8 protein-coding genes are annotated in these 8171 nt (G+C 54.7%); 3 read left to right on the plus strand and 5 right to left on the minus strand.

Going from position 1 to position 8171, the window contains the following annotated elements; genetic code table 11:
* Positions 1 to 53: 53 nt before the first annotated feature.
* Genes EM858_RS14695 through EM858_RS14710 form a run of 4 tightly spaced genes read right to left on the minus strand, consistent with a single transcriptional unit; the run spans position 54 to position 3954 of the window.
* Positions 54 to 2237 (minus strand): terminase gpA endonuclease subunit, encoded by a 2184-nt coding sequence (locus EM858_RS14695; protein ID WP_164865438.1) that lies wholly within the window; start codon positions 2235 to 2237, stop codon positions 54 to 56.
* On the minus strand, positions 2234 to 3046 hold the full coding sequence (locus EM858_RS14700) for a hypothetical protein (protein ID WP_127757047.1): 813 nt from the start codon (positions 3044 to 3046) through the stop codon (positions 2234 to 2236). The genes EM858_RS14695 and EM858_RS14700 overlap by 4 nt, the downstream gene beginning before the upstream one ends.
* A complete protein-coding gene (locus EM858_RS14705) occupies positions 3043 to 3744 on the minus strand; it encodes a hypothetical protein (protein ID WP_127757048.1) in 702 nt (233 codons plus the stop codon). The genes EM858_RS14700 and EM858_RS14705 overlap by 4 nt, the downstream gene beginning before the upstream one ends.
* A gap of 3 nt (positions 3745 to 3747) precedes the next feature.
* A complete protein-coding gene (locus EM858_RS14710; RefSeq protein ID WP_205649547.1) occupies positions 3748 to 3954 on the minus strand; it encodes an AlpA family phage regulatory protein in 207 nt (68 codons plus the stop codon).
* 206 nt (positions 3955 to 4160) lie between these two features.
* Here EM858_RS14710 and EM858_RS14715 point away from each other — a divergent pair, with 206 nt between their 5' ends.
* From EM858_RS14715 to EM858_RS14725, 3 genes are read left to right on the plus strand one after another with little or no spacing between them, the layout of a single operon-like run.
* Positions 4161 to 6203: a hypothetical protein gene (locus EM858_RS14715; RefSeq protein ID WP_127757049.1), complete on the plus strand. Its 2043-nt coding sequence runs from the start codon at positions 4161 to 4163 to the stop codon at positions 6201 to 6203.
* A complete protein-coding gene (locus tag EM858_RS14720; RefSeq protein WP_127757050.1) occupies positions 6200 to 6535 on the plus strand; it encodes an SLOG family protein in 336 nt (111 codons plus the stop codon). Before EM858_RS14715 ends, EM858_RS14720 begins: the two co-directional genes overlap by 4 nt.
* Positions 6532 to 6906 carry a hypothetical protein gene (locus EM858_RS14725; protein ID WP_127757051.1) on the plus strand — a complete coding sequence of 125 codons (375 nt, stop codon included), beginning with the start codon at positions 6532 to 6534 and terminating at the stop codon, positions 6904 to 6906. The genes EM858_RS14720 and EM858_RS14725 overlap by 4 nt, the downstream gene beginning before the upstream one ends.
* Here the strand turns inward: EM858_RS14725 and EM858_RS14730 are convergent.
* A complete protein-coding gene (locus EM858_RS14730; RefSeq protein WP_127757052.1) occupies positions 6859 to 8058 on the minus strand; it encodes an integrase arm-type DNA-binding domain-containing protein in 1200 nt (399 codons plus the stop codon). The two genes, EM858_RS14725 and EM858_RS14730, sit on opposite strands and share 48 nt — an antisense overlap.
* Positions 8059 to 8171: the final 113 nt, after the last annotated feature.

Consider the following 8171-nt stretch of genomic DNA (forward strand, 5'->3'; position numbering starts at 1 on the left):
GATAAGTGACAATTATGCACTCAAAAGGTGAAAGTCAATCCTAACGTGAGTTTCTAGCCCAATTTTTTTCCGAGTTGTGCCAGAGCCGCGAGTCCTGACGGTTTAACGGGCGGAGGATCGTCTTCAGTTTGCCCGCCTATCACAAGGTCGTTCTGGTCCCATTCTTCAGCCCACGCTGGCGGGTTTTTCCAGTCTATCCGGTCAAATCCGAAATGCGTGTACGGGACGTTTTTCTCAATCGGGCGAAGCGAGATACCCTCGGCGTAGTAGGTCAAGTCGAACGCTTCGTTTCTCTTCTTCCTCGTGTTCAGCCACCCTTTCGCGGTCCGCGTTTCGGACGTTAGCTGAACGAAGTACCAGTCTTCCGCCCAGTCAGGGAATCGCAACATGCCTCCATCGACGCCTTCTTCGGCGATTCGCCTCGACATCAGGAGCGAGACGGCGTCTTTCAGTTTGTTCGAATTCAACATGACCACTGGCACGTCGCCTCGAGCAATGGCGAGCGGTCCCTTCTGAGAAGAATCAGGCCATTCAGTTCGGGCCAGCGGTTTCGATTTCGAGGCCTCGCCCTTCACAAGAATGAAGCGACGATGCGAGCCGTCCTGTTTGGCTTTCAAGCGGCGCCAGAAATTGTATGCGTGAGCCGTGACCCCCTCGGCACCGCCAGAGTCAGACGCCGTCGCGCGGATTTTCATGCGTCGACCGCTGTTGTCCCCCAGTTCGTAGGTTTTCTCCATCACCTCGGAGATCAGGGTGTCCCAATCTTCGCCGAAGGCTGCCGGGTCGATCGGCATACGATCGCCGTTCGCGTTCCGGCGATTCGAAAGGCGTACCTTGAACATGTCGACGACAACACGATCACCGTCAGCCGTGTAGCCCAAAACCTGGACGACAAACGCTCGCTTCTGGATGTCGACTGTGGCGATGAGATACCGGACACCTTGTGGAACGAGCGGCTCCTCTGGTGTCGACCCCCAGTCCTCACCCTTGGCTTTCAACAGGTCAGGCGCGAAATCGGATAGGCGAGCCTGCGGGATGTAGTAGGTCCCTTGGTCAGTTGTTCTCGTTTTGCGTAGCGCGCTATCATCACCTGTTTCCTCAAGCTCCTTGAGCGCATTGAGTTCCAGCATCACGAGGTCGCCCCACTCGCGATAACCAGCGGCAGGGCCCTTCAGCCAGAACGAGGCAATTGTTGACCGTGTGACTCGCATGCCCGGTCGCACAAGGGTTTTGCCGTTGAGGCCGGGTTCGATCATCTCCCCTTCGCGAATCCAACGACCGTTGCGGTTGAGTTCGTGTTTTTGGTGAGGTTTAATCACGCAGCCGTGACACGGGCAGATCATAACCGTAGCATCACGCGCTTCCATCGGATCGGTAAGCCCGCCCCAATCAAGCAGTTTGAAATCTGGCTCGAACCATTCCTCGCACTGGGGGCAACACCATTGCCATCTGCGACGGTCACCGCGATTGTAGAGCGCAAAGATGCCGCGGATGGGAGGCGCTTCATGAGGCGTTTTCGGCATCCAGCGAGGGTCTTGGATTTCCTTATTTGGGTTTGGTGACGACTCGGCGACTGTCATTCCGAAGCGCTTGAACGTCGTCGTTCGCATCGACAGAAGGTCGTAAAGATTGCCTTCGCCGCCGATATCATCCTCGGAGCGATCGTAGTCGATCGAGGCTCCAATCCTCACGGTGATACCCGACAGGTTCGCTGGCGTTGGGTAGGTGACCAACACTCGCATTCCGCTCTTAAACGTTTTGTCGAACGTGTTGTCATACTGACGGGCGGTAAGCTGCTCGGCATGGATTTTTGTCGACGCTTTCAGATATCGACTTAAATCGCCGTTTGACCATTTCCTCGCGTTTTCGCGGTCCATGTGGACCAGCAACATGTCTGTCGGATCGGTCTTCACGGTGTGACTGATCATGTTCAGGACCATGACGGTCTTGCCGGTTCGCGCTGGACCTAAGAAAACCATACCGGTGAAATCGAGCGATGTCGTCTCATCCTGGGGCTCCTTGAGATACGGCGTCCTATCTTCTGACCACGGTTGGCTGTGCCCTCCTCCTGTCCCGATCTTCGTGTATGTCTTTGCAGCGTCAGTCACCGTCATGCGGTTCGCTGGCTTCATCTCGCCGAAGGCCGATGCAACAATGTCCTCTAGCGTCTTGAACCGGACAGCACTGATCAGCTCATCTATAGTAGGCGGACGGATTTGGCGGAGCGGTGAATTCATGCGGCCAGCAACCATTCTGTGAGATTAAAGTATTCGTCGCGATCACCCATCGGATCCTCTTCGCATACGATTCCGCATTCAATGCGCATCGCTTTAAGGGGGCGACCGACAGCATCGGCAGGAAGTTCGTCGAGGAAAATTCGTTCACCTTTGTAGCGAACTAGCCGAACGCCGAGGCGTCGAGATTGCTGAGCGCGAGCGGCGAAAACGTCAGGAAAGACGCGGCGAACGAGGTTCCAATACGTAGGGCTAGTAGCCTTCACACAGCCAATGCAGTTGGCATTAGGAAAACCAAGGCTATATATCCGAGGCAGCGCTATTCGAAAGAAATGCAGCAGCGAAGCACAATCATCTTTAGTGTAATTCGCCTCAATCAGGACCGGTAAAACGTTCTCGCGCTCAGTCAGTATAAAGCGCTCATGCCGGTCCCTTTCGTCTGCAGTGAAGCCAAAGACATGCCAATCAACTCTATTGTGCTGTTCGTAGTCTTGTCTGGCCTCTTTTTTCCCGTGAACGGTACATGGTGCCCCTTTTGGGAACACCATTGCTTTCCGTTTCTCCCATATATCGACCGCTGAATTCGACGGATACTCAGGGTTTCCGTGCAGGATGATCGGCTGCTCGAGCCAGCGTGACACGTCGGTCTGGAATCGAAGATTATCCTCGTCCTCTTCGATTATCGGGTTATTTACAATCCGAACGTCGCAAATCGCACCATACCGACGAACAGTCTCCCACGCGGCAACAGCACTAGCTGCACCATTCGAAAACCAAACAACGATCGTGTCGCCAGGAAGCGGAGAGGTCACTCATCATCTCCCACGGGACGGTCGGCATCATCGACCATGCGACCGCTGCTATCGAGTTCACTCTTGATGTGAGCTGTCATCGAAAGCGTTTCGCGGGGCATCTCGACGAGGGTTTTGCGGATATCGTCAACAAGGCGGCTGGTGGCATCGACAAGAGCGCCGTATTGCTTGTTGCTGAGCAACTCCTTCTCTGGCAGGTCTTCGATCCACATCTTCACGTCTTGGCGGATCATCATCGCAACGCGCCCTAGAACGAGCATCACATCCTCCGTGTGCCAGAGATCGCCCGAGGCCAGCATCACGCGGTTCCGCTGATGGGCAGAATCCCACCACATCTTGTTGACGTAGGGCGGCAGGCTCGCAGCATTCTGCTGAGCAAACCAGTCCTCAATGCTCCCGCGCGGCGGCACGAGATAGGACATGGCGGTCATGAAATCGTAGAATGGAACCTGTTTGCCGCCGTGGGTGGCCCACTTCGAAACAGGGCACTTTTCCAGTCGTTTCTGGATCTGCTTCGGCTGCTTCCCCACGACGTTGGCGATGAACATCACGCCCACGGGTTTGCGAAACTCGGTGTAATGCGGGAGGTCTTCCTGCATCTGTTTCTGCAATCGCGCTTCGGCCTCGGCTTTCGTAGGTCTGCCGCGTGGGCGGCCGGCAGGCTCTTCTCCGCCCATCAAGTCGCTGAGATCGACCATCGATCACACCAGCAAGTCTGAAAGATCGACAGAGCGACGCGTTTTCTGCGCGATCCATCGCTCAATATCAGTCCTGTTCCACGCGGAAACCCGATGTGAAATCCGCGTCTGCGCCGGGAATGTGCCGGCTTTGACCCTGCGATAGATTTCGGCGCGCGATAACGTCGTCACCTTTGACACGTCGGTCACCCTCATGAGGCTCTCGTTCATTTGCGTCTCCATTAGTCTCGTTTAAAGTGATATTCACTCTTTACGTGAAATTCAAGAGTCGATATGAGTAATTCTGTGAGACGAGCTGCGCTCTGAAGAAACTAAGCCGATGGAGGTCGCCATGTGAACGGCGGCTAAAGCCCGCCACCGCAGACCCCGGCTCCGAGGGTGAAATCGGGCGATGAACTTAAGCGAGACGACGCTGCATGAGTGTAATTTTTACCGACATCGAGTGCTACCACGACTTCTTCTACATCGGCTTCAAGCGCGAGGAAGACGGCAAACGCGTCGGTGTCGAACTCAGTTCTCGGTCTTCAAACTACGACCGCAGATATGTGCGCTCCGTTCTGAAGAAGCACACCACCGTCGGCTACCGAAGCCTGTCGTACGACGTTCCGATGATCTGGTATTCGTTACAAGAACATGTGACCAACGCGCATCTCAAGCGTGCCAGCGATCGCCTGATCGAAGGTAACATTCAGTGGTGGGAGGCCGAAGAGTTCCTAGGGATCAATATCCCGTTCGAAGTTAAGAAACTCCATATCGACCTGTCCGAGCCCCAACCAAACGCCTTCGCTAGTTTGAAGTCCCTGAACGGCCGAATGCAAGGCAAACAACTGCAAGATCTACCGTTCCCGCCTGACATGCATCTGACTCATGAGCAGATGGACATCGTCGCTAATTACTGCCTCCACTCCGACCTTGATGCCACCCACAACCTCTGGAATGCGTTGCGCGAGCCGATGGAACTGCGCCGCGCACTGGGTACGGTTTACAATCGCAACTTCATGTCCAAGTCGGACAGCCAGATCGGCGAAGCGATTGTTAAAACCCGCGTCGAAGAGATCACTGGTCGCAAGGTTAAGAAGGTCGAGACCAAACCAGGTACGACGTTCAAATATCCGGTGCCAGATTGGGTCTCCTTTAGAACGCCTGCCCTTCAAGAACTTCTCGAGCGTGTCCGCGAAACAGAGTTTGTCGTCAAGGCAGACGGGAAAACAGCTTCACCAAAGTGGATGTCAACGGACGCCGCCAAGCTCAAGCTCGGTACTGAGATCTATCAGTTTGGCATCGGAGGCATCCACACCACCGAGTCCAATCGAGCAACCTTCTCAACGGACACGCACATCCTCATCGATGCCGATGTGGCATCGCAGTATCCCGCCGCCATCCTCATGCTCGGGCTTTATCCTCGGTCTTTGGGTCCGGAGTTTCTGGAAGCATACGACGGAATTCGAAGGGAGCGTCTCGCAGCCAAGAAACGCGCGAAGGAGATTGAGGAGGAACTACCGAAGGTCAACGACCCCGACAGAATTGCCGCGCTCAATCGTGAACTCGAAGAATGCAAGGTCAAGGATAAGGGCGGCAAGATTCAGTTGAACGGTGTCTATGGAAAGCTCGGCAGCCGTTACAGTATTCTTTACGCCCCCCATCTCCTTCTCTCCGTCACGATAACCTGCCAGTTGGCAATTCTCATGTTAGTAGAGCGCGCTTTGGAGGCCGGCATAAATGTCGTGAGCGGAAACACCGACGGCGTGCTCTTCCAATGCCCGCGCGAAATGTACGACGGGATCGTCAAGGATCGCCTCCAACCATCGCTGTTGCAGAAGGTCTGCGCACAGTGGGAAGCCGACACCGGCTTCGATCTTGAGTTTGGCGAGTACAAGGCGATCTACAACCAGTCGGTCAACAGCTACTTTGCCATCAAGATGGATGGAAAACACAAGCGCAAAGGTCCGCTCGGCAACCCGTGGAACAAGGATAAATCCGATTTCGATCCTGTTCGCGGACAGCTCATGAAGAACCCGCAGATGACGATCTGCTCCGACGCTGCGCTGGCACGGATCAAGAGTGGTACGCCGATCGAAGAGACAATCCGCGCATGCCGAGACATTCGCCAGTTCGTGACCGTCATCAAGGCTGCCAACGGTGCCACATGGCGCGACCAGTATCTTGGCAAAGCAATCCGTTACTATTGGTCGACCGACGGTGATCCGATCTACGACACTGTCCCGCACGAAACGACGGGTAACTACAAGAAAATTCCCAAGACCGACGGCGCGGCAGAATGCATGAGACTGCCTGACGATTTCCCTGACGACATTGATTATCAGCGATACATCGAAGAGACCGAGACCATCTTGAGCGACCTGGGCTTCTACGGACCGAAACCTGAAAAACTGAAGCGCATCCGGTTGACCAAGGCAAATCGCGAAGTTGTGCTTCGGACGTGGATGGTTGCCGCATGACCCGTCTCGCAGTCGTCGGCAGTCGGACCTTTACAGACTTCTCCCTGCTCTGCCGCACAATCCCGCCGTACCGACCAACCCAAATCATCAGCGGCGGCTGCCCGCTTGGCGCCGACACGTTCGCAGAATGGTTTGCCGACCTTTTCGGTGTCGATGCTCTAATTTTCAAGCCGGATGGCAAGCCGGGAGGCTTTCATAGGCGGGATCGACAGATCGCGGAAGAGTGTGATCAGCTACTCGCTTTTTGGGACGGGCGCTCCCCCGGCACACGTTACACAATCAATTATGCTCGGTTCATCGAAAAGCCGGTCAACATCGTGAGGTTCAAATGAAGCCACTCGCTGACTTCGATTTCAACACCCGACAGATCGAAAAAAACGAAGAACTGGACGCGGTCGCCTGGGCGGAAAATAATGAATGGGTGGTCAGGAAGATCCAGTATCAGGGTCGAGTGGGGTGCCCCGACCGCCTCTTCGCGGGCTACGGCAAGTTGTTTCTTATCGAGATGAAGAAACCAGCCGCCCGCAAGCGAAAAGGCGGCGGACTATCTGCCGGCCAAAGTGGCGAAATCAAGCGCTTCGCCGAAGTGGGTGTCAAAATCCATGTGTTCTACACGGCACAGGATGTAATCGATTTCCTCAGGCAACATATGGGCTCAAAGAAGACCTTCAAGCAGTCGGTCTCTCTCGTCGATCTTCTTTGAAAGCGACTCAATCTTGTCGCTATACCACGCCATCATTTTTGTGCGCTCAGGAAGGTACAGGGCAGCGTTATACGAATCCCGTACCTCATCTTCCTCCGAGTGGGCCAATTGCATTTCGATGGCGTCCTCTCGCCACAACGCCGACTCGTTCGCGATGGTGGAAAAAGTTCCGCGGAACCCGTGAACGGTCGCGCGCTTATGGTAACCCAGTCGGTAGAGGCAATAGAGCATCGTATTCGATGAGATCGGCTGTCCGTCGTTTATTGCACTAGGCACGACAAGATCGCTATCGCCAGCGATTTCCCTGAGTTCATCGAGCAACTGAATAGCCCGATCGCTCAAAGGGACAAAGTGCTCCTTTTTCATTTTCATCCGCTCTTCCGGAACGCGCCACAGGCGTCGCTTCATGTCGAACTCCGACCATGTCGCAAAGCGGAACTCCTTTGTTCGAACCGCCGTGTGAAGAACAAACTCGACAGCCAGTGCAGTTTGTCTATCACCATCGTAGTTACGCAAGCGTTTCAGGAATTCAGGTAAATCCTCTTCGCGAATGGCTGGTCGGTGTTTGGTTTTTGGCTTCGCCTCCATCGCATCGACCAGTGTAGCCGATGGGTCCACCTTCGCCATTTCAGAGGCTATCGCGTACCGGAAAACGCCGCTGACATATTGCCTGACGCGGCGAGCAAGATCGAATTTCCCCTCACCTTCAATAGTTCGAAGCAACTTGAGGACATCGCTGGAAGGTACTCTCTCAACACTCATCTCTCCGATGAAAGGAAAAACTCGATCTTCCATGCGGTTCCAAATAATACCGGCGTAGGTCTCATCCCACCGTTTTTTACGAGCATCCCACCACTTCTTCGCCACGGCCTTGAAGACGCGCTCAGGATCGTCGCCACCGGCCAAGGCAGGATCTCGCCCGAAGGCCAAGTGTTCCTTCGCTTTCTCCCTCGCTTCGCGCGCCTCCGCCAACGACACGGCCGGGTAAGCTCCGATCGACAGAGTTTTTTGCTTGCCCGAAAACTGGTAGTTCAATCGCCAGAGTTTTGAACCGTTGGGACGAACCAAGAGGTAAAGACGACCGGCGTCAGTCAGTTTGTAATCCTTCGGGGCAGGCTTTGCGTTGCGGCATTTCAGATCAGAAAGAGGCATTCACGTCTCCGTACGTCTCAGCGCGTCTCGGATAAATGTGGTATTGTTTTGTGGTCTTATAAAGGTACCGCCTTGATAATAAAAGGAATGTCTGTCCTGCAGGGGTCGCCACT

The sequence above is a fragment of the Agrobacterium sp. CNPSo 2736 genome (assembly GCF_004005385.1).
Classification (GTDB): domain Bacteria; phylum Pseudomonadota; class Alphaproteobacteria; order Rhizobiales; family Rhizobiaceae; genus Agrobacterium; species Agrobacterium leguminum.